This window comes from Sphingobium sp., from assembly GCF_048594625.1.
GTDB lineage: Bacteria > Pseudomonadota > Alphaproteobacteria > Sphingomonadales > Sphingomonadaceae > Sphingobium.
In genome coordinates, this window is record NZ_JBMDWL010000106.1 from 52,636 (window position 1) to 73,143 (window position 20,508).

Annotated in this window: 22 protein-coding genes; 8 read left to right on the forward strand and 14 right to left on the reverse strand. The window is 63.3% G+C overall.

Going from position 1 to position 20,508, the window contains the following annotated elements:
- Positions 1-107 precede the first annotated feature (107 nt).
- On the forward strand, positions 108-545 hold the full coding sequence (locus tag ACOJSJ_RS13715; protein ID WP_420145530.1) for an ExbD/TolR family protein: 438 nt from the start codon (positions 108-110) through the stop codon (positions 543-545).
- Between the two features lie 93 nt (positions 546-638).
- Positions 639-815 (forward strand): hypothetical protein, encoded by a 177-nt coding sequence (locus ACOJSJ_RS13720; protein WP_420145531.1) that lies wholly within the window; start codon positions 639-641, stop codon positions 813-815.
- A gap of 17 nt (positions 816-832) precedes the next feature.
- On the opposite strand, the gene ACOJSJ_RS13725 is transcribed toward ACOJSJ_RS13720, so the two are convergent.
- The 10 genes from ACOJSJ_RS13725 to ACOJSJ_RS13770 all read right to left on the reverse strand — a co-directional run bounded on the left by ACOJSJ_RS13725 (position 833) and on the right by ACOJSJ_RS13770 (position 9,350).
- Positions 833-1,198 carry a DsrE family protein gene (locus tag ACOJSJ_RS13725; RefSeq protein WP_420145532.1) on the reverse strand — a complete coding sequence of 122 codons (366 nt, stop codon included), beginning with the start codon at positions 1,196-1,198 and terminating at the stop codon, positions 833-835.
- Positions 1,186-1,953 carry a HesA/MoeB/ThiF family protein gene (locus ACOJSJ_RS13730; protein ID WP_420145533.1) on the reverse strand — a complete coding sequence of 256 codons (768 nt, stop codon included), beginning with the start codon at positions 1,951-1,953 and terminating at the stop codon, positions 1,186-1,188. The genes ACOJSJ_RS13725 and ACOJSJ_RS13730 overlap by 13 nt, the downstream gene beginning before the upstream one ends.
- Positions 1,950-2,462 carry a dUTP diphosphatase gene (dut, locus tag ACOJSJ_RS13735; RefSeq protein WP_420145534.1) on the reverse strand — a complete coding sequence of 171 codons (513 nt, stop codon included), beginning with the start codon at positions 2,460-2,462 and terminating at the stop codon, positions 1,950-1,952. Before dut ends, ACOJSJ_RS13730 begins: the two co-directional genes overlap by 4 nt.
- Positions 2,463-2,507: 45 nt before the next feature.
- Positions 2,508-2,978, reverse strand: a complete 471-nt coding sequence (locus ACOJSJ_RS13740; protein WP_420145606.1) for a VOC family protein — start codon at positions 2,976-2,978, stop codon at positions 2,508-2,510.
- An 86-nt stretch (positions 2,979-3,064) separates the two neighbouring features.
- On the reverse strand, positions 3,065-4,258 hold the full coding sequence (locus ACOJSJ_RS13745) for an acyl-CoA dehydrogenase family protein (protein ID WP_420145535.1): 1,194 nt from the start codon (positions 4,256-4,258) through the stop codon (positions 3,065-3,067).
- 34 nt (positions 4,259-4,292) lie between these two features.
- Complete coding sequence (locus ACOJSJ_RS13750; RefSeq protein ID WP_420145536.1) at positions 4,293-5,204, reverse strand: HpcH/HpaI aldolase/citrate lyase family protein; 912 nt, start codon at positions 5,202-5,204, stop codon at positions 4,293-4,295.
- Between the two features lie 10 nt (positions 5,205-5,214).
- Positions 5,215-6,444, reverse strand: a complete 1,230-nt coding sequence (locus ACOJSJ_RS13755; protein WP_420145537.1) for a CaiB/BaiF CoA transferase family protein — start codon at positions 6,442-6,444, stop codon at positions 5,215-5,217.
- Between the two features lie 184 nt (positions 6,445-6,628).
- Positions 6,629-7,486, reverse strand: a complete 858-nt coding sequence (locus tag ACOJSJ_RS13760; protein WP_420145538.1) for an HpcH/HpaI aldolase/citrate lyase family protein — start codon at positions 7,484-7,486, stop codon at positions 6,629-6,631.
- Positions 7,487-7,512: 26 nt separating this feature from the next.
- Positions 7,513-8,409 (reverse strand): alpha/beta hydrolase, encoded by an 897-nt coding sequence (locus ACOJSJ_RS13765; RefSeq protein ID WP_420145539.1) that lies wholly within the window; start codon positions 8,407-8,409, stop codon positions 7,513-7,515.
- Positions 8,410-8,525: 116 nt separating this feature from the next.
- Positions 8,526-9,350 (reverse strand): IclR family transcriptional regulator, encoded by an 825-nt coding sequence (locus tag ACOJSJ_RS13770; RefSeq protein WP_420145540.1) that lies wholly within the window; start codon positions 9,348-9,350, stop codon positions 8,526-8,528.
- Positions 9,351-9,528: 178 nt separating this feature from the next.
- Between ACOJSJ_RS13770 and ACOJSJ_RS13775 the strand changes: the two genes are divergently transcribed.
- The 4 genes from ACOJSJ_RS13775 to ACOJSJ_RS13790 all read left to right on the forward strand — a co-directional run bounded on the left by ACOJSJ_RS13775 (position 9,529) and on the right by ACOJSJ_RS13790 (position 12,664).
- A complete protein-coding gene (locus ACOJSJ_RS13775; RefSeq protein ID WP_420145541.1) occupies positions 9,529-10,650 on the forward strand; it encodes an LLM class flavin-dependent oxidoreductase in 1,122 nt (373 codons plus the stop codon).
- Positions 10,651-10,852: 202 nt separating this feature from the next.
- Entirely contained in the window at positions 10,853-11,371 is a 519-nt protein-coding gene (locus ACOJSJ_RS13780; RefSeq protein WP_420145542.1) for a MaoC family dehydratase, read from the forward strand.
- Positions 11,368-11,853 carry a MaoC family dehydratase gene (locus tag ACOJSJ_RS13785; protein ID WP_420145543.1) on the forward strand — a complete coding sequence of 162 codons (486 nt, stop codon included), beginning with the start codon at positions 11,368-11,370 and terminating at the stop codon, positions 11,851-11,853. Before ACOJSJ_RS13780 ends, ACOJSJ_RS13785 begins: the two co-directional genes overlap by 4 nt.
- Before the next feature lie 19 nt (positions 11,854-11,872).
- Positions 11,873-12,664, forward strand: a complete 792-nt coding sequence (locus tag ACOJSJ_RS13790) for an enoyl-CoA hydratase-related protein (protein WP_420145544.1) — start codon at positions 11,873-11,875, stop codon at positions 12,662-12,664.
- A gap of 208 nt (positions 12,665-12,872) precedes the next feature.
- Here the strand turns inward: ACOJSJ_RS13790 and ACOJSJ_RS13795 are convergent, their stop codons facing one another.
- From ACOJSJ_RS13795 to ACOJSJ_RS13810, 4 genes are all read right to left on the reverse strand, one after another.
- The gene (locus ACOJSJ_RS13795; RefSeq protein WP_420145545.1) at positions 12,873-14,057 is read right to left on the reverse strand and encodes an acetyl-CoA C-acyltransferase; all 1,185 of its coding nucleotides are present in this window, start codon (positions 14,055-14,057) and stop codon (positions 12,873-12,875) included.
- Between the two features lie 118 nt (positions 14,058-14,175).
- Positions 14,176-14,805 (reverse strand): TetR family transcriptional regulator, encoded by a 630-nt coding sequence (locus tag ACOJSJ_RS13800; RefSeq protein WP_420145546.1) that lies wholly within the window; start codon positions 14,803-14,805, stop codon positions 14,176-14,178.
- A gap of 107 nt (positions 14,806-14,912) precedes the next feature.
- Entirely contained in the window at positions 14,913-17,003 is a 2,091-nt protein-coding gene (locus ACOJSJ_RS13805) for a 3-hydroxyacyl-CoA dehydrogenase NAD-binding domain-containing protein (RefSeq protein WP_420145547.1), read from the reverse strand.
- A 4-nt stretch (positions 17,004-17,007) separates the two neighbouring features.
- Positions 17,008-18,138 (reverse strand): LLM class flavin-dependent oxidoreductase, encoded by a 1,131-nt coding sequence (locus ACOJSJ_RS13810; RefSeq protein WP_420145548.1) that lies wholly within the window; start codon positions 18,136-18,138, stop codon positions 17,008-17,010.
- A 275-nt stretch (positions 18,139-18,413) separates the two neighbouring features.
- On the opposite strand from ACOJSJ_RS13810, the gene ACOJSJ_RS13815 reads away from it, so the two are divergent.
- Complete coding sequence (locus ACOJSJ_RS13815; protein ID WP_420145549.1) at positions 18,414-19,610, forward strand: iron-containing alcohol dehydrogenase; 1,197 nt, start codon at positions 18,414-18,416, stop codon at positions 19,608-19,610.
- A gap of 9 nt (positions 19,611-19,619) precedes the next feature.
- Positions 19,620-20,447, forward strand: a complete 828-nt coding sequence (locus ACOJSJ_RS13820; protein ID WP_420145550.1) for a hypothetical protein — start codon at positions 19,620-19,622, stop codon at positions 20,445-20,447.
- The last annotated feature ends 61 nt before the right edge of the window (positions 20,448-20,508 follow it).

The window sequence follows — 20,508 nt, forward strand, 5'->3', positions numbered from 1 at the left end:
AAGGGCGGGCAATAGAAGCGGATGCGATAGAAGGGCCTTGCCAAGGCGGTCGATCGGACGCATCTTTTGTGTGTTGATATATCATTATCAACCACAGGAGGGACTTTATGGCTTTGAGCTTCGCAAGACCCCGATCGGGCGCAGGGGATGCGCCCATGTCCGACATGAACACCACGCCGCTGATCGACGTGATGCTGGTGCTGCTGATCATGTTCATCATCACCATCCCGATCCAGTCGCACAGCGTGGGCATCGACCTGCCGCAGGCGAAGTCCGATCCGGCCATGCCCATGCCCGATCCGGTCAAGAACAGGGTGACGATCGATCCCGCAGGCATCATCCGCTGGAACGGCATGCCGGTGGATCGGCTGACGCTGCGCCGTTATCTGGCGCAATCGTTGGCTTTGCCGGTGGAGCCGGAATTGCAGTTCCAGCCGGACGCGGCGGCCCGCTATGTCGCGGTGGACGAAGTGCTGGCCGACATCCGGCGCGCGGGCGTGACGAAGATGGGCTTCATCGGCAACGAACGCTATCGGGATTTCTGAACATCCCTTGCGACGGTTTGTTGCCAATGGGGCCGTCGCTTGCTCCCTGCCTGCTTCGCCGGTATGAGAAGCGCGCGAAAGGAGGCAGGGAGCATGAAACCGGTTCGTTATGGCCTGATCGCCTTCTTCTGCCTTGGCGCGCTGTGGGGCGTGGCGCATATGGCTGCGCTGCCTGCCGCCAATGGCGCGTCCGTGCCGGACCTGCCGGTCGCGGCGGCCGCCCAGCAAAAGGCGCATGGCAACTGGCGGCTGTTGCCGGTCCTTCGCTGATGTTGCCGCTGGCCTGATCAGGCGATCAGCAGGCGGGCGTCGTGCCCCATGCGCTGAAGAAAGACGACCGGGCCGCCGATGTCCGTACCGCTTGGCAGATGATCGGCCGTCATCCCATGCAAGGCCATGCCGCTTTGACAGGCGATCAGGCGCACGCCCAATGCCTGCGCTTCGCCCAGCAGGGTCGCCAGATCGGGCAGGCCTGCGTCGCCATGGGCGCTGTCGCGCGGGGCGGTGACGGGCATTTTCAGCAGCGCCACGGCGTCGAGTTGCAGGAACAGGCACGCCGCGCCGCCCAGCGCGGCCTGCGCCGCCGCCAGCGTCAGCGCGGCGCGGAACCGTTCCGCATCGGGCGTGGCGACGACGATGTTCAGGGCGCGCATAATTCGGTCGCGCATCCGGGGCAGGCCGGGTCTTTGGGCACGTCGAGCGTGCGAAAGCGCATGGAGAGCAGGTCCGCGATCAGCAGGCGACCGGCCATGTCCGTGCCGAAGGGGACGAGCGCGCGGATCACCTCCAACGCGGCGAGGCTGCCCATCGCGCCAGTCAGCGCGCCGATGACGCCGGTTTCCGCGCAGTTGCGTTCGGGCGCATCCTGCGGCGCGCCGACGAGGCAGCGATAGCAGGGCTTGTCCGCTTCCCACCCGCGATAGGTGGCGATCTGCCCCTCAAACGGGCCGACGGCGGCCGATACCAGCGGTATGCGCAGCGCATGGGCGCAGTCGGCGACCGCCAGCCGGGTGTCGAAATTGTCGCATCCGTCCAGCACGACATCGGCGTCGCGCAGCATGAGGGCGGCATTGGCGGCATCGATCCGGCCGTTGATCGGGATCAGCTTCACATCGGGATTGAGGCGGGCGACGGCGGCCATCGCGGCTTCGGCCTTGGGCGCGCCGACATCGGCGGTGCCAAACAGCGTCTGACGCTGAAGATTGGACAGCGCCACTTCGTCATGGTCGATCACGCGGATCGTGCCCACGCCAGCGGCGGCGAGGTAAAGGATGGCCGGGCTGCCGATGCCGCCCGCGCCGACCACCGCCACATCGGCCGACAGCAGCCGGGCCTGCCCTGCGCCGCCAATCTCCTTGAGGACGATATGGCGGGCATAGCGGTCCAGCTGCGCGTCGTTCAATGTCATGAAACGCCGCCCGTCGATCCGAATCCGCCCAGACCCCGCCCGGTCGTGGCCGAAAATTCATCCACCAGATTGAAGGTCGGGCGCAGGATCGGCAGGAAGACGAGCTGCGCGATACGGTCGCCCGGATTGATGACGACAGGGTCGCTGCCGGGCGGGGTGCGCAGCCATGTGCTGATGAAAATCTGATTGGCGTAATCGGCATCGATCGTGCCGACCGACTGGCCCAGGATCACGCCCTTCTTGTGACCCAGGCCCGACCGGGCGAGCAGGAAGGCCACGACATGGGGGTCGTTCATCAGGATCGCGACGCCGGTCGGGATCAGGACGGCGTCGCCCTGCGGCACCAGTTCCAGCGGTTCGTCGAGGCAGGCATACATGTCAATGCCGGCGGACATGTCGGTCTGATAGGTCGGAACACCCCATTGGTGGATCCTCTGATCGAGAATCTTCAGTTCGAATTGCGGGTTGTTCAAGGCATGTCCTTTGCGTTCGTCGATGAATCGCCCCATGCCCTATACGGATATGGAGATGCCATAAAGGGCGCAGGTGGGCCGTTATGGCTCCACGATCGCGCCGCCGCCTTCGCACTGGATCAGTTCCAGCCGGATGCCGTCCGGGTCCGTGCACATCAGCCATCGCCCACGCAGCCGGGGATGGTCGAAATGTGTGTCGGTGCCATCCACGATCGTCCCGCCATGGGCGACGAGGCGCGCGGCCATGGCGTCGAGATCGTCCACCCACAGCGCAAGATGGGTGAAGCCCAGCCGGGTCATGGGATGGCGCGCGCCGTCGCCATCGGCGGGTGGCGACAGGAAATGCAGCAGTTCCAGCGTCATGCCGTCGCGCCGGATGATCTGGGTATGCAGGTCGAGCGGCCCGTCAATTTCCATCACCTGCCGCCAGCTGGGGCTTTTGAAGGCGAAGCCGCGCAGCCGTTCGAATCCCAGACCGTCGCACCAGAAAGAGAGGGACCGCGCCAGATCCGCGACGCAGATCCCAACATGGCCGATCGTCCAGTTCCCCACGTTCAAGCCCGCTCCCGCTCCCGTTCCCCCGCCATGCGACAGAAATTGATGCGGGGCGCGGGAGATTGCAACCGCGCAGGCCATGATCAGTCCCTGCGCGTGGGTTTTCCGATGAGAATGTCGGAAATGATGCGCTGCTGGATTTCGGACGTCCCCTCTATGATCTTTGTCAGGCGGGCGTCGCGCCAGTAGCGTTCGACCGGATGCAACGTGGTATAGCCCGCGCCGCCCAATATCTGCATCGCTTCGCTGGTCACCCGTTCCGACATTTCCGACGCGAAATATTTGACCATCGATGTTTCGAGCGTGCCCGCCTGTCCGGCGTCGATCTGACCGCAGGTATGGTACATCAGCTGGCGTGCCGCCTCTATTTCCGTGGCCATGGTCGCGATCTTGAAGCGGATCGCCTGAAAATCGGAAATGGGGCGGCCGAACTGGACGCGATCCTTGGCATAGGCGATGGCGTGGTCCAGCGCGGCCTGCGCCTGACCGATCGACCGGGCGGCGGTGTGCGCGCGCGCGATGCCCAGCATGGCGGCCGCCGCCTGAAAACCGCGCCCGTCATTGGCGGCATCGTCGGGCTGGACCGGGGCGCGGGTGCCTTCGAACCGCAATTCCCATGTCTTCCAGCCGAAATAGCCGATTTTGGGAATGGGCGCGCCCGAACAGTTGTTGGGCAATTCGCCGCGCGGCTTTTCCACCGCGATCATGACCGTGCGTGGCTTCGCATCAGGGGTCGGATCGTCCACCTTGCACAGCACCAGGATGCAATCGGCCCCATCGGCGAAGGTGCACCAATATTTATTGCCGGTGATGACCCATTCGTCCCCGTCCCGCCGGGCCTTCGTCGCGACGTTGGACAGGTCCGAGCCGGTCTGCGGTTCCGACAGCGCGCCAGCGCCCAGATAATCGCCGCGGATCATCGCCTGAATCTTGTCCCTGCGTTCGGACTGCGTGCCGGGGATCGATTTGTAGAAGCTGTTGGCGCGGGCCAGCACGCTGGCGACGCTCATCCAGCCGCGCGCCAGTTCTTCGGCGACGAGGCAATATTCGAACGCGCCAAGGCCAAGGCCGCCCAGTTCTTCGGGCACCAATATGCCGAAAAAGCCGAGTTCCCCCATCCGTTCGATCAGGCTTTGCGGCATGATCCCCTGTTCCGGGTCCAGCTGGTTGGCGATCGGCGTGACTTCTTCATCGACAAATTGGCGCGCCATGTCGCGGATCATGATCCGTTCGGGCGTCAGATAACCGGTGCCGGGCGACAGCGATTCACAGTCCATCAGAATTTCCTCAGCTATAGGCGGCAAACGGGCATCACATGCCGTAGAGATCGGCCAGATCGAGCGTGTTGCGCACGAAGCGCAGGACCGCGACGTCGATCATCGCGCCATCGACCTGTACCGCGCCCAGCCCCTTGGCCTCCGCTTCGCGATAGGCGGCCTCCATCCGGCGGGCGCGGGCGACCTGATCGACCGAGGGCGAGAAGACGTCGAGCGCGGGCGCGATCTGGGCGGGGTGGATGGCCCATTTGCCGACCATGCCCAGCGTGCGCGCATAGCCCGCTTCACGTCGATAGCCCGCTTCGTCGGTGAAATCGCCATAGGGGCCATCGACCGCGTCCAGTCCCGCAGCGCGCGCGGCCATGGTGATGCGGAAACGGGCATAGTGGAACAGATCGCCGGGATAGCCATCCGTCACCCCGATATTTTCAAGGACGATGCCCTGCGATCCGCTATAATCGCCCATGCCAAAGATCAGGCATTCGAGCCGGTCGGAGCAGCGGGCAATATCTTCCACCTGCTGGAGCGCCTGCACTTCCTCGATCAGAACCTCTATGCCGATGCGCCGGTCGAGCTTCAGCTTCTTTTCGAGCTGGCCCAGCATGCGGTCGAGGAAGATCACGTCCGCCGCGCTCATGGGCTTGGTCAGCATGATGGTGTCGATGTTCGACCCGGCATGTTCGACCAGTTCGATGATGTCGCCATGGCAATATTCGGTGGTGACGTCGTTGATCCGCACGCAGCGCGTCTTGCGCCCCCAGTCCAGATTGTTGAGCGCCCATGCGATCTTGCCGCGCGCCTCCACCTTCGCGGCGGGGGCGACGGCATCTTCCAGATCGCAAAAGACATGGTCGGCGGCCGATGCGGCCCCTTTTTGCAGCATTTTTTCGCTGCTGCCCGGTACGGACAGCTGAACCCGGCGCGCACGTTTGATCCGATTGGTCACGACAGTCTTCCTATATCTGCTGGGCGGCCACCGCCGCGCGATTGGCGATCAGATGGTCGATTTCGGTCTGGCTGAGGCCGATGCGGCGCAGTTCCTGCACCGTGTCTTCACCCAGAAGCGGGGCGCGGCGATGGATGCCGCCGGGCGTGTCCGTCATCTTGATCGGGACGCCTGCGATGTTGATCGGCGGCCGATCGCCGGGCTGCGCCACCGGGACGATCATGTCGCGCGCGGCATAATGCGGATCGCCGACAATATCGCCGACGTCCATGACCGGACCATAGGGCAGCAGGCCGCCCAGCCGTTCGGTCAGTTGCGCTTTGGTATAACGCTGCGTGATGAGGGCGAGATCCCGTTGCAGGGCGGCGCGGTTCGCGACCCGCAGATCGACCGTCGCGTATAGGGGGTCGTCCAGCAGCCCCTGCGCATCCAGTCGATGACACATGGTTTCGAAGAAGGATTGCTGGTGCGAGGCCAGCGCGACATGGCCGTCCGCCGCGGGATAGATGCCGAACGGCACCATGAAGGGATGATGATTGCCCTCCGGACGCGGGACGATGCCCTGCACCGAATGCTGATATATGGTGCGTTCGCACAGGGCGAGCACGGCATCGACCATGGCGATGTCGACAAATTGTCCATTGCCGGTGCGGCGGGCATTGTGGATCGCGGCCAATATGCCGAATGCGAACATCGCGCCGGGGATGATGTCGCCAACACCGGGGCCGACCTTCATCGGCGATGCGGCGTCCGGTCCGGTAATCGCCATGATGCCGCCCATCGCCTGCGATATGACGTCATAGGCCGGCCAGTGGCGATAGGGGGATGCGCCCGTGCGGTCGTCCCCAAATCCGCGCAGGGCGGCATAGACCAGCCGAGGGTTGACGGCGCGCAGGACGTCATAGCCAAGGCCGAGCCGTTCCATCACGCCGACCCGGTAGTTTTCCACCACCGCATCGGCATCCGCGACGAGGCGCAACAGCGCGTCCCTGCCTTCGGGTGTCTTGAGGTTGAGGCATATGCTGCGTTTGTTGCGGTTGATGCTCTGAAAATAGCCGCCCAGATCGTCACCTGCATTGTCGGCGCGGAAGGGTCCGAGTGGACGGGTCATGTCGCCTTCGGGCGGTTCGACCTTGATTACATCCGCGCCGTGATCGGCCAGCATCATGGTGGCATAGGGACCGGCCAGCATCTGGGTCAGGTCGATGATCCGTATGTCCTGAAGCGCCCCGAAGCTCATGGCGTCAGGCCTTTCGCGTCTGTCGGTTCACGCCGCCGATCCGCGCCATCGGCCGGACGCCGCGCCATCATCGCAACCGGAATGTCTTTTGACATCTGCCGATCCACCCTCTTCCCAGTTTAACATACTACTCAGTAGGTTTTATTATCCCATGTAAAATGTCAAGCGGTCACTCCCGCTATTTTCAGGGCGGGAAGGTCGCGTCCGCCAGCGCCATGACCTGACGCGCCTGCGCCAGATGAAGCCGCTCCACCATCTTGCCGTCGATGCGGATCACGCCCTTCTGCCGGTTATCATCCTGATCGAACGCAGCGATGACCGTGCGCGCCCATGCGATGTCGTCCGGACCGGGCGAATAGGCATCATGGCAGGCGTCGATCTGGCGCGGGTGTATCAGAGTCTTGCCGTCAAAGCCCATTGCCGCGCCCTGACGGCATTCGGCGATGAAATCCGCTTCGTCGTCCAGCGTGTTGAAAACGCCATCGAGGATGGAAAGGTCGTGCGCGCGCGCCGCCGCAAGGGCCGACATCAGAAAGGGAATGATGATGGCGCGATCAGGCGCGGGGGTGGCGCGCAGTTCCTTCACCAGATCGTTCGTGCCGATGACGAGGCAGGCGAGGCGACCGGTCCGGGCCGTCGCCGCGATGGCGTCCAGGTGAAACAGGCTGCGCGCGGTTTCGATCATCGCCCAGATCGGCATGTCGCCGTCCAGCATGGCTGCGCACCGCAGGACGTCATCGGGCGCGCTGACCTTTGGCAACAGCAGGGCGTCGGGGCGGGCCGATCGGACGGCTGTCACATCCGCCTGATGCCATGGCGTGTCATGGCCGTTGACGCGGATCACGACCTCCCGCGCGGCAAAGCCGCCTTCCGCCAGAGCGCACACGGCATTGTCCCTTGCCTGGGCTTTCTGGTCGGGCGCGACCGAATCTTCCAGATCCAGTATCACGGCGTCGCATGTCATGGTGCGCGCTTTGGCGATGGCGCGTTCGTTGATGGCGGGGAGGTAAAGTGCGCTGCGGCGCGGCTGGATGTCTGTCATGGGGCGGTGTCCTTCCAGTTCCGCGGTCAGGGGACGGCGCGCTGGACGAAGGCGCCGATGCTGGCGATGGCGTCGCGTCCTTCGGGAATGAGGTCGGAAAACAGCGTCCAGGAATGGACCATCTCTTCCCAGATATCGAGTGTCACATCCACGCCCGCCGCCTGCGCTTTTGCGGCGACGCGCGTCGCATCGTCGAACATGGTATCATAGGTGCCCGCCAGCAGCAGCAGCGGGGGCAGGCCATGCAGATCGGCGTAAAGCGGGGAGGCGACCGGGTTCTTCAGATCGCCGTCCGGCCCGACATAACGGCGGGCCATCGCCATGCTGCCTTCCCTGCTGATGATGGGATCGAGATGCGCGCGTTCGGTGACGGACGCGCCTTCCTTCGCAAGGTCGGTGGATGGCGTGATGGCGAAGAGGGCGGCGGGATTCGGCAAGCCGGCGTCGCGGCTGACGGCGGCGGCCGACAGGGCCAGTCCGCCGCCCGCCGAATCGCCGCCCCACACGATGCGCGCCGGATCGACGCCCAAATCCTCCAGCAGCCAGCGATAGGTGGTGATGGCGTCGTCAATGGCGGCCGGACAGGGATGTTCGGGGGCGAGGCGATAGCCGACCAGCAGCAGCCGTGCCCGGCTGGCGCGGGCAAGGCGGCATCCCAGGCTGCGATAGGATGCGATCGTGCCCATATTATAGCCGCCGCCATGGAAATAGACGAGGGTGCGGTCCTCATCGCTTTCGGGCAGGCGCACCCATTCGACGTCGACGCCGCGCGCGGCCAGGGATTCGAAACGGGCGTCGGGCGCGATGCTGAATGTCGCGGCATATTTTTCCCAGTTCGCCCGACTTTGTTCGACAGGCAGCAACTGCGTCAGGTTGCTGGCGCGCAACTGGCCGAGCAGCCGGTCATATTCGGGTGACGCCATGGTCATTCTCTCCTGTCGGTCTGGTCGTCATCTTCCATGTGCAGCGCGCTTCTTTGAGCGATGGTGCTGCGCGTGCGGTCATTGCCTTGCCGCGCGCGGGTGTGCGGCTGACGCTGTCAGCCCGGCGCCGCAGCGAATGCGGGCAGGGCGCCGGTGTCGAGCGGGATTTCGCCGTCATAATCCAGCTGGCGCGATACGCGCAGCGCGCCATGGTTCAGCGTCTGGAGCAGGGTAGGAAGGTCGCTGTCGCCGATTTGCGACAGGGTGCCGCCCGCGGACATGGACGCGATCACCGCGCCATGATGATCGAGTATCGGCACGGCGAAATGGACATAGTCATGCCCGGCTTCCTGATCGTCGAGCGCAAAGCCGTTCCGACGGGTCGCCTCTACGCTTTCCAGAAAGCGGTCCGGATCGGTAATCGTGTTGGGGGTGATCGGGTCCATGCCGTGGGCGGACAGAAGGTCGACAATCGCATCCCGGTGCATCCCGCTCGCCAATATCTTACCCGGCGCGCAGGCGTGGAGCGGGGCGACCACCGTCAACGTGACGTCGCTCTGCGCAAGCGGGGCGGGCAGGGCGCGCATCACGACCACCTGTCCACGGCTCAACCGGCCCAGCCCGACATAAAAGCCGGTGCGCGCCGCGATTTCATCCATCACCGGCAGGGCGATGCGATCCAGATTGCGCCGGCCGAGCGATTTGGCGCCCAGTACGGCCAGGCCGAGGCCCAGATGGCAGCGGCCCGTTTCGTCATCCTGATAGACGAGTTCGGTTTTTGCTAATGTGGCGATGATGCGGGACACGGCGCTTTGCGACATGCGCAATTTCGTCGCCAGTTCCATCACCCGCAAGGGACGGCGCGCGGAGGCGAGTGCGTCCAGCACATCGACCGCCTTCCTCACCGATTTGATCGGCGAATCCTCATCCCTGTCGTCCATCGTCATTCTCCCAACATCGACGAAATGTACCACGCCATTCTTATTATGCAATTAGATTGCAGAAAATGGATTTGAATCGTCTTTTTCTGATATTGAAACCCGACTATGTTTGACTCGCGGCGCTTCATTCGACATAATGAAGATGTGTTGCGAATATAAAATGATAGGAGAGGTCAGGATGCACGTCGGTTTCAGCCCGATTTTTCAGAACCCCGACAATGTGTTGCCCGATCATGAGGTGTGCCAGCGCGAACTGGCATTGTGCGATCTGGCCGAACCGCTGGGCTTCGATTCGATCTGGCAGCCCGAACATCATTTCACCGATTATGAGATGACGCCCGACGTGCTTCAGTTCCTAACCTATATGGCCGGGCGCACGAAGCATGTGAAACTGGGCGCGATGGTCGTCGTGCTGCCGTGGCACGACCCGGTGCGGGTGGTCGAACAGATCGTCCTTCTGGACCATTTTTCGGGCGGCCGGGCCGTTCTGGGCATGGGGCGCGGGTTGGGGGCCGAAGAATTTGGCGGCTTCCGCATCGACATGAACAACACGCGCGAGATTTTCGTCGAAAGCGCGGAAGCGATCGTGAGCGCGCTCAAGACCGGCTATATCGAATATGACGGCAAGCATATCAAGCAGCCGCGCCGCCAGATCCGCCCCGGTCCGTTCAAGACGTTCGAAGGGCGTACGATCGGCGCGGGCCTGTCACCCGAAACCATGCCGATACTGGCGCGGCTGGGCGCGGGCAGCATGATTTTCCCGCTGAAGAACTGGGAAGAGGTGCGCGATACGCTGGGCGGTTATCGTGATACCTGGGTGGATATACGGCCGGGCACCACGCCGCCCAAATCGCTGCTCGCCTGTCACTGTCTGGTGCACAAGGATGCGGGCAAGGCGAAGGATCTGGCCTATAAATATGTCGGCGGTTACCTGCGCACCGTGGTCAAACATTATGACATGGGCGGCGAAAAATTCGCCAATACGAAGGGATATGAATTTTACGCCAAGAATGCCGAGGCGTTCCGCGGTGCGGCGCTGGAGCAGAAGGTGGAAGATTATGTCAACCTGATGCCATGGGGTACGCCCGAACAGTTCATCGAAAAGATGCACAAGATCGACGAGATCATCGATGTCGGCGCGCTGGTATGCCATTTCGCCTTTGCCGGCATGCCCTATGATCTGGCGGAAGAAAATATGCGCCTGTTCGCCAGGGAAGTGCTCCCCGAACTCAAGGCCTGGGACAAGGGCCCATTTGCCGAGGCGGCGGAATTCCAGATGTCGGCCGTCGCCGCCGAATAAGCGGTCGGGACGGGCGCGGCGACCCGCACAAGGGCGCGCGCCTGTCATGGGGCGGTGGTTGCGCGCCCGCAAAAGCCTGTTTCCATATCCGGAACAATGCGGGCATGCGGCACCGGTCCGCCCGTCGCCTGAGCGGCCGGTCATGCTATGCTGGCAGACGGTGCCGCAGCAGGGCGCATCGCGAGACAGGTTCTTTGCCGGGATGACATTCAGGGAGAGGCATGTGCAGGATGATTTCCGGGCCAGAGCGACAATTTTGCGCAAGGGGCCATATTATGAGGATTTCGAGGTCGGGCAGACATTCGTCCACCATTGGGGGCGGACGATCACCGAAAGCGACACCGTCAATTTCTCGCTGCTCTACCTCTGCTATAATCCCATCTACTTCAATCGCGACTATGCCATGGCACATGGCCACCCCGACATCGTGGTGAACCCGCAATTCCTGTTCAACGTCGTGCTGGGCCTGTCGGTCGAGGATTGCAGCGAAAATGGCGGGCCGTTCCTGGGCGTATATGATCTGGTCTATGACCGGCCCATTTACCCCGGCACGGCGGTCGTCGCGAAGAGCGAGACGCTGGAAAAGCGTGTGTCTTCAAGCAATCCCGGCAATGGCATCGTGACATGGCGAACGGAGGGGTTCGATAGCGATGGCAACCGGCTGATCGGCTTCCGCCGGTCGAACCTGTCCATCCTGCGCCAGCCCGGAGAGCCGACATGATCGCGAAAATATCCCAGCTGACCGGACGGCATAATTATTTCGAGGATTTCGAGGTCGGATCGGTGGTGCGGCATGCGCGCGGCAAGACCGTGACGCCGCTGGAAAATGTCATGACGACGAACCTCGTCCTCAATACCGCCGACGGGCATTTCAACGACCATGTCATGCAATCCACCCGATATGGGCAGATATTATGTTATGGCGGGGTCAATTTCTCGCTGGTTCTGGGCCTGTCGTCGCAGGATTGCATCGAAAATGCGATTGCCGAGCTGGGTTTGAACAATGTCCGCTTGTCCGGCCCGGTTTTCCATGGCGACACGCTCTATGCCTATTCCGAAGTGCTGGGCAAGGAAGCGGCGGACCGGGACGATGCTGGGATCGTCGAGTTCCGGCATTATGGCGTCAACCAGCGCGACGAACTGGTGGCGCAGGTGGATCGCCGCGCGCTGATCAAGCGGCGCAGCCATTGGGGCGATCGATGAAACGGGAGCGGTAGGAACCATGGCCGTTTCAAGCCCGATAGCCCAATTGCAGGTGGAGGTCGTCCACCGACATGTCGCCATCGTCACGCTGCATCGCCCGCAAGTGCGAAACGCGATCGATGCGGCGTTGGCGGAAGCGATCGACGGGGTCGTAAAGCAGGTGGAGGCGGACGGCGACATTCGCGCCGTGGTGCTGTCGTCTTCGCAGGACAGGGTCTTTTGCGCGGGCGCCGACCTGGCCGAAATCGCGGCGGGGCGGGGCGACCGGCTGATGACGGCGGATGGCGGCTTTGCCGGGTTCGTGCAGGCGCGGCGGACAAAGCCCTGGATCGCGGCGGTGCGCGGCGCCGCCTTTGCAGGAGGGTGTGAACTGGCGCTCGCCTGCGACATGATCGTCGCGCATGATGCGGCGCTGTTTTCGCTGCCGGAGGTGAAGCTGGGCGTCTATGCCGGGGCTGGCGGGGCCTATCGCCTGCCTGCGCGCCTGCCGCGCAATGTGGCGATGGAATTGCTGTTGACCGGCGGTGCGATCGACGGCGGGCGGGCTTTCGCGCTGGGCATGGTCAATCGTCTGTCGGCGATGGACGCCGTGGTCGATACGGCGGTCGAACTGGCGCGGGCGATCACCGCCAATGGCCCGATCGCGGTGCAGGAAAGTTTCGCGGTCGCCCGCGCGGCGAGCGACATGCTGGATGCGCAGATATTCCCGCTGTCGGAACGCGCACGGGAACGGGTGTTCGCCAGCGCGGATGCGCAGGAAGGGGCGCGCGCCTTTCTGGAGAAACGCCCACCCGTCTGGCAGGGCCGATAACATCCGACGGCATCAGATGCATCGGGCAGTCTTCGCCTGATGCGGATGGACCGGGGCAGGGTCATCAGGCGCCGGATCGATTGCGATCCGATGGCATCGGCTCGGCTGCTCTGTTGGTCTGACTACAGAATTTTGGGCATATGGGGGACAAAGGGCGATAGGCGCATCATCCGACTGCCTGTCGTCGGATGATGCGCCCGCCCGCCGATTACAGGATTTCGAACAGTCCTGCCGCGCCCTGACCACCACCCACGCACATGGTGACGACGGCATGGCGAATGCCGCGACGGCGCCCCTCCAGCAGGGCATGGCCGACCATTCGCGCGCCCGACATGCCATAGGGATGACCGATGGAGATGGCGCCGCCATTCACATTCAGCCGATCCGATGGAATGCCAAGCTGGTCCTGACAATATAGCAGCTGGCAGGCGAAGGCTTCGTTCAGTTCCCACAGGTCGATGTCGGCCACGGTCAGCCCGGCGCGCTGCAACAGGCGTGGCACGGCAAAGATCGGCCCGATGCCCATTTCGTCGGGTTCGCATCCGGCCGTGGCATAGCCCCGGAACAGGCCCAGTGGAGCGAGGCCGCGATCCTGCGCCGCCTTGCGTGACATGAGCAGGCATGCGCTGGCCCCGTCCGACAGTTGCGAGGCGTTGCCGGCCGTCACGCTGGCATCCGGCCCCCGCACCGGTTTCAGCCGGGCCAGAGCCTCGAGATCGGTTCCGGGCCGGTTGCCTTCGTCCCGGTCGAGCAGGACGTCCGCCATGGACACGGTGCCGGTCGCCTTGTCGACGATGGCCTTGGTCGAAGGAAGCGGCACGATTTCGGCGTCGAACAGGCCTGCGTCCTGCGCAGCGGCGGTGCGACGCTGGCTTTCCACGGCATAGCCGTCCTGCCGTTCGCGGCTGATGGCATAGCGGCGGGCGACGACCTCCGCCGTGTCGATCATCGCCATATATTGATCGGGCGCATGCGCTTGGATCCATGGATCGAAACTTTCATGCATGTTGGTGTGGTCATTCTGCGTCAGGCTGATGGACTCGCACCCGCCTGCGATTGCGATGTCCAGATCGCCGCACGCGATGCGATGGGCCGCGGTGGCGATGGCTTCCAGGCCGGAAGCGCACTGGCGGCTGACGGTGACGCCCGCGGTGGAGGTGGGAAGGCCCGCCCTGATGGCAGCTATCCGGCCGATATTATTGCCCTGGGTTCCTTCCGGCCGCGCGCAGCCCCATAGCACTTCCTGCACATCGGCGGCGGCAACGCCGGACCGTTGCAGCGCATGGGCGATGGCATGGCCCGACAGCGCGGTGGCGGGCGTATGGTTGAACGCGCCGCCATAGGCCCTGCCGATCGGCGTTCGGGCGGTGGAAACGATTACGACATCCTGCATCTTCATCCCCTCATCTTTCATCCATGATGCGGGCCGGCAGAATGACGGCGTCCGACCCGCAGATGGTTGGTGGCGCGATGGCCCGGCGAGGGGGGTAGGAAGGTCCGCCCGCCCGGCGTCAGCCCTTTTTCACAAGGCCGTTCATCACATATTCGGTCATGCTCTTGCGGATGCGCTGGCCATGTTTGTCATCGCCTTCGCCACGCGGGCGATACCACATGATCATCCAGTTCATCGCGCCGAGGATCGATTTGACGATGATGCTGGCGTCGCCCTTTTCGAACAGGCCATCCTGCATCCCCTGTTCGACCACACCCAGAAACAGCCCTTCATATTCGCGATAACGCTGGATCAGGCCGTCCAGTATCTCCCGTTCTTCCGGCGTCGTCCGACCGATGATCTGCATTTCCAGCCCCATCAGGCTGACGCGCTGAAACGGCAATCGCTGAAGGATTGCGTCGATATGCCGACCGACCATCTTTTCCATCTTTTCGACCGGCCCGTCCTGCGCTTCGACCAGCGGAAGCATATGGGCAAGGTTGGTGTTGATGGTTTCTTCGTGCACGGCGAAGAAGAGTTCGGTCTTGTTCTTGAAATAATAATAGACCCGGCCTTTCGTGCTGCCGAGCAGATGGGCGATATGATCCACCGACGTCGAGGCGAAGCCTTCGCGCATGAAAGCCTGCGCAGCGGCCTCCACGATTTCGAGCCGATTGTCGCGCTGATCGCGATTGCGGCTGTCGGCCATGTCTTTCGCCATTCTCATCCAACCTTCCTTCTGTGTCGCAGAGGTGCTGAATAAGGTGTCCCTTTAATCCCGACAAGTTCGGTGCGTGCCATGCGTGAAGCGCCCGGTCAGGAAGGGGCAAAGTCGGCGAATCCAAGACCCCGTTCGGCGAGCTGGCGCAGCAGCGGCGCGGGTTCGAAGCGGTCGCCATATCTGTCGCGCAACATGTCGAGGCGCGCGCACAGGGCAGGCAGCCCGATACGGTCGGCATGATACATGGGGCCGCCCCGATAGGTCGGCCAGCCATAGCCGCTGGTCCAGATGACATCGATGTCGGATGCCCGGATCGCGATGCCTTCGGCCAGTATCCGGGCGCCTTCGTTGATCATCAGGCCAAGGCAGCGGTCCACAATGTCTTCGTCGGGGACGGGGCGGCCTGCGGTCTGGCCGCGCGCGGCGCGCAGGTCGTCGATGACCTGCATGGTCACCGGGCTGGGCGTAGCGACGCGGCTGGCGTCATAATCATAATAGCCCGCGCCGCTTTTCTGACCCAGACGCCCCATTTCGCACAGCCTGTCCTGTACCGTCACGCCGCAGGACGCCGCCTCGTCCCAACCGACGTCGAGGCCAACCAGATCGGCCATGGCGAAAGGCCCCATGGGGAAACCGAAATCATATAGCAGGCGATCGACCTGCCATGGCGGCACCCCTTCCAGGATCAGTCGTTCCGCCTCATATTGCCGTTCCAGCAATATGCGGTTGCCCACGAAGCCGGAGCACACGCCCACCAGCACCGCGATCTTGCCGATCCTGCGCGACAATTGCATCGCCGTCGCAACGACATCCGTCGCGGTGGCCCGACCACGTACGACTTCCAGCAATTTCATGACATTGGCGGGCGAAAAAAAATGCAGGCCGATCACATCCTGAGGCCGACCGGTAACGGCGGCGATGGCATTCACGTCGAGGCAGGACGTATTGGTGGCCAGTATTGCCCCCGCTTTGCAGATGCCGTCCAGCTGACGGAAGATCGTCTGCTTGACGTCCATCTGTTCGAAGACGGCCTCTATGACGAGGTCGCAGTCGGCAACGGCGTTCAGATCGGTGAGGGGGGTAATGCGCCCAAATCGTTCGTCGGCCGTCGCCGCATCCAAGCCGCCGCGCGACACCGTGCGGTCATAGTTGCGCCGGATGACCGCAAGCCCCCGATCGAGCGCATCCTGCGCCCGGTCGATCATGACGACCCGATAGCCCGCATTGGCAAAGGCCATGGCGATGCCGCCGCCCATCGTGCCTGCCCCGATGATGCCGACGCGGTCGATCTGCCTGCCGATCGTGCCGGCGGGGACGTCGGGGACGGACGCGGCTTTGCGTTCCGCCATGAAGCCGTAGATTTGCGCCTTTGCCTGTGGGCTGTTCAACAATTGCTGACAGAGGCGATATTCCTCCCGAACCGCTTCGTCGAAGGGAAGGGTGATGCCAGCCTCCAGCGCGCGAAGGATATGGTCCGGTGCGATCTGACCCCGGAAGCGCGCGGCATTTTTATGGCGATAGGCTGCCAGCATCTCCCGCGCCTCTGCCGGGACGGGCAGCAGATCGCTTTCGTCGCGCAGGCGGCGCAGCGGCATGGCTTCGGCCAATATGTCGCGGGCAAAGGCGATGGCGCCGGTGATCAGATCGGCGTCGCTCAGCCGGTCGATCAGACCGATTGACAGCGCTTCTGTCGGTTCCACCGTGCGGCCGGTAAGGGCCATGTCCATGGCCTTTTCCAGCCCGACGGCGCGCATTAACCGCTGGGCTCCACCGGCCAGCCCCAGCCTGATTTCGGGCAGCGCCATGCGGGCGGCGGGGGCGGCGATACGATAATGGGCGGTCAGGGCCAGATCCAGCCCGGCGCCCATCGCTGCGCCGTCGATAGCGGCGATGACCGGAAAGGGGCTGCGTTCGATGGCGGCCTGCACATCCACAAGAGAGGTGGATGGCGGGGCATCGTCACCCTCCGTCAGATCCTTGCCCGCGCTGAAATGGCCGATGCCGGATGCGAGGATGAGGGCGCCGGGCCGATCCGATCGCAGATCGTACAGCACGCCGAGCAGGGATGCGCAGAATGATGCCGACAGCGCGTTGACCGGTGGCGATCGCCATTCGATGATCGCGATGGACCCATCCCGGCGGATGGCGATCCGGTCGGTGTCGAACGACGCCTCTGCGACGACCATCGGGTCAGACCACCATCGAAAAATTGCGGTTGAACGCGGCGTCGAGCGCTGGCGATGGAATTTGCCGGAACGTGTCGATGGCCTTGAGTTTCGGCATCACATGTTCGGAGAACATATTGAAATTGCGTTCCGCAACCGCTGGCGGCATGCCGCCCATATTGAGCATGTGGATGACGCCGCCGCAATCGAGCGCCCGCACCCGTTCGGTCAGATCCTCGACAAAGCGATCGGGCGTGCCGCCGATCTGGAGACCCGCAAGGAAGCCGTTGAAGGCCGGGACGCCATGTTTGACGATGTTGCGGCGCAGGCCCCCATAATATTCATAGCCTTCGATGCTTTCCATCTGCGGATTGACGAATTCATAATGGTCCACCGTCGATCGCGCATAGGCCATGGTATATTCGTCATGCAGCGACTGCGCGTAACCGGCGTCGGTATCGACCGTCGACAGGTTGACGAGCAGGGGGCGCGGCGCGGGGTAGCCGTTGATTTCCTCAAACAGCGCGCTGTAGGTTTTCGTTTCGGCAATGACCGTGTCCCACGGCTTTTGCGCGATCAGCAGCAGGCCGTAACCGAACTTGGCCATGATCCGCGCGGATTCGGGCGACACGGCCGACGCATAGGTGCGCCCCCGGAAAGACATTTTTTGTAGCGGGCGGACCGCGACCGGCTGTTGCTTGTAAAGGCCGCCATCGCTTTTGATGATGCCGGTTTCCAGACTGTCGGACAGGGCCGTCGCATATTCGACGAAGCGTTGACGGGATTCACCCATGTTGAGGTTGAAACCGTCAAACTCCACCTTCCCCAGGCCGCGCCCCAGACCCAATATCGCCCGGCCACCGGAAATGATGTCGAGCACGGCAACCTCTTCCGCCACGCGAATGGGGTCGTGCCAGGGCAGGATCATGACCATCGTGCCGAGCAGCGCCCGCTGTGTCCGCCCCGCCGCCCATGTCAGGAACTGAAGCGGGTTGGGCATCATATGATAACGGGTGAAATGATGTTCGGGAGTCCAGAGCGATTCGAACCCTGCCGCCTCCGCCCGGTCGGCGATCTTGAGCTGCGTGGTCCAGACGTCAGTGTCGGATACGGCATCGTCCAGCCCCTGAAAGAAAAAACCGAGCCCGGTATGCATCTTGATCGACCTCCCACCTGCTTTTCTGGAAACATACTACTCAGTAGGTAGTTATCATTGCTTCATCGAATGTCAAGCGCCGCGCAGTGAAACGGACCCGACCGCTCATGCGAAGAACCGATTGACAGCGGCCTTTTCCAGCAATAATCCTACCACGTAGTATGTTTATTTCAACATGAAGATCGGCTTGTTTTTCGCCGGATCGGCGCAAAAATATGGCCATCGCGGCACGGGCATACCCCGCGCCGACAGAATGAGGCCAGAATAGGGTGAGGATGGTTGAAGAGGTCGCATTGCGTTCCGGCTGGGTTACGCCGCAGGGCCGACAGAGCGTGGCTTTCGGGCTTCCCATGACGGATGCCCTGCCCGAAGCGGTGGCGCGCCTGTCGATGAAGCGCATCGCGGTGGTCACGACCCGGAGTTTGGCAGGCGAGGGGGGGCTGGCCCACGCCGTAGCCCAAAGGCTGGGCGACCGGTTCGACATGATGATTTCCGGCGTCGATGCCCATACCCCACGGCGCAGCGTCATCCGCGTCGCGGAACAGCTGGCGACGGTCGATGGCGTCGTCACCATCGGGGGCAGTTCGGTTCATGATACGGTGAAGGCGGCGCGCCTATGCCTGGCCAACGGCGTCAGGGATGCCGATGGCATGGACCGTTTTCGCGCCCGCGTGCGAAAGGCCGATGGAGTTGCCGTCGATGAAGGGCCGGACCCGACCGTGGCGCCGACCCTGCCGTTCATTGCCATTCCGACCACATTGTCGGCCGGTGAATTTACGTCTGGCGTGGGCGTGACGGACGAGCGCGGCCCGATCAAGAAAGTTTATGTCTATCCCCAATTGTCGCCGGACATCGTGATCCTTGATCCGGCGATGACCAGCCGGACGCCCGGTCGGCTGTTTTTTTCCAGCGGGATGCGGGCGGTGGACCATGCGATCGAGTCATGGTGTTCGATCAACCCGACGCCGCTGTCCGAAGCCTGTTCGCTGCATGCCGCGCGGCTGCTGATGATGGGGATGCGGGCGGTGTTCGATAATCCCCAGGATATGCAGGCACGGCTGGATTGTCAGGAAGGCGCCTGGCTATCGATCTTGATGGGCAGCGCCATGGGCGTCAAGACCGGGGCCAGCCATGGTCTGGGCCATGCGCTGGGCGGGACGGGCGGCATGCTGCACGGCGATACCAGTTGCATCATGTTGCCCCATGTCCTGCGTTACAACGCGCCCGTCAATGCGGACCGGCAGGCGGTGATCGCGGCAAGCCTTGGCCGTTCGGGCGAAGCGTTGGGCGACATCGTCGGCGAACTGGTGGCCTATCTCAACCTGCCGACGCGGTTGCGTGACGCCGGGATCGATCGCGCAGACATCGACAGGATCGCGCAGGCGGCGATCCATGACGTCGGGGTGAAGCATAATCCACGGCCCATCGACGGCATTGCCGGCGTGCGGACCCTGTTGCAGCATGCCTGGTAGGGGGCGGTCATGAAGGCGATACAGTTTATGATCGGACCGGATGGCCAGATGCGGCATGCGCCGCTGCCTTTGCCCGTGCGCCGTCGACAGAAGCATGAAAGTGTCGATCATTATCGACGGCAGGCGAGCGGGGAGGAACCGATCGCCAATTTCGGCCCCCAGCCATCGACCCTGTTGCGCACCATATCCCTGTCCGACGGCCCGTTCGGCGGGCTGGCCACGCAGGCCGGACCGTTATTGCATTTCATCCTGTCGGGACGGGCGACGCTGGCTGGCGGCGGGATCGAGCCGGTCGCGCTGGAACCGGGCGACATCTTCCTGACGCAGGACGATAGCGTCGGCGGCATCATCATATATGCGCAGGGCGGCGTAAGGCTGCTCCAGATCGATGTCGAACCGGGCTGGCCCGGCCCGCTGGCAGAGTTGCAGGAGGCCGGGTCGGTCATCCCCCGCGCGGACGGTGGCGATTATAAATGCATGCGCATGTATGGCGCGGACGACGGCAGGGCCTATTTCGCGGAGTTCCCCGAAATCCTGCCGTCCGATCTGGACCGCTGGACGGCGCCCCGGCCGATCGAGGGATTTCGGATGTCCTGCTTCCCCGCCGACGGGAAACTCGATTTCCACCCCGGCGTCGTCAATCAGATCGGCCTGGTGCTGTCGGGCGCGCTGGAGCTGGAAGTGAGCGGGGATGGGCGCAAGGAAATCTTTCACCCCGGCGAAATGTGCCTGTCGCAGGACAAGACCGGCATAGGTCACCGCAATATCAAGCATGGGCTGTCCCATTCCGTCCAGATCGTAGTGGCGGACGAACATCTCTGGCCCTTCAAGGCCTGACGAACGACGGGTCCGGCGGGGCGCGATACGCGACCGCCCGATCATGAAGGCGACGTCCCCG